Below are 822 nucleotides of genomic sequence, written 5' to 3'. Positions count from 1 at the left end.
ATCCCAGCGTTGTTCGAGCAATATCAGGTCAAGACCGGCCTGGCCCCGCGTGTGCTGCAACAGGCCATGAGTGATGTGGCCGACGAGTTGGGCGTGCCGATGCTGGCGCCGGTGGAGAGCGCCTTGCTCACCGAAAAGGACTGGGGCCAGCGCCTGGAACTGGCATTGCGCCGCCGCGATCCGCAGATCGATTTGTCCCGTGCGCGCCTGCAAACCTTCGGCGAGCATTGGTTCGCTGGCGTGCCGGCCAACGCGCCATTGGTGGCCGCCGTGCGTGCGCTGAAACGAGCCGGGTTCCGCGTGGGCATCCTGACCAACAACGTGGTGGAGTGGGAGCAGCATTGGCGGGCGATGGTGGGCTTGGACGAGGTGGTCGACCTGATCGTCGATTCCAGCCAGGAAGGCACGCGCAAGCCGGAAGCGGCGTTCTTCAAGGTGGCCACCGCACGTTCAGGCGTCGCTGCGGCTAACAGTTTGCTGATCGATGACGTGGCCGAAAACATCGACGCCGCCGCCGCGCTGGGCTGGCAGGTGCTGCACTTTATCGACAACCATCAGGCCCTCGCCCAGTTGCAGCGCCTGACCGGTGTGAGCCTGTTGCAACCTGTTGGGGAGCCTGCCTGATGAATATCGCCGTGATTGCCACCCCGCATGTCACCGTGGCGCGCATCCCCAACCTGGATGCGCCGCCCGGCCTATCAACCCGCCAGCCCGGCCAATCGGCTTGCCCAGGATCCTGCCTGCCCAGCGGCCACCTGGCTTATCACCTGACCCCGTTATCGAACACGTGCAGGCGTTGCTGCTGGACAACCGCGCCATTCG

Annotated in this window: 1 protein-coding gene and 1 pseudogene; both read left to right on the top strand. The window is 65.1% G+C overall.

Going from position 1 to position 822, the window contains the following annotated elements; all coding sequences use genetic code 11:
* Positions 1-624: HAD-IA family hydrolase (locus IQK56_RS30705; protein WP_193901981.1), on the top strand; the 624-nt coding region annotated here is incomplete at its 5' end.
* Positions 624-822, top strand: a pseudogene (locus tag IQK56_RS30940) (hypothetical protein); the annotation flags it as partial. The gene IQK56_RS30705 and the pseudogene IQK56_RS30940, both read left to right, overlap by 1 nt.

The sequence above is a fragment of the Pseudomonas cyclaminis genome, assembly GCF_015163715.1.
Lineage (GTDB): Bacteria > Pseudomonadota > Gammaproteobacteria > Pseudomonadales > Pseudomonadaceae > Aquipseudomonas > Aquipseudomonas cyclaminis.
This window is presented reverse-complemented; position numbering and strand designations above follow the sequence as displayed.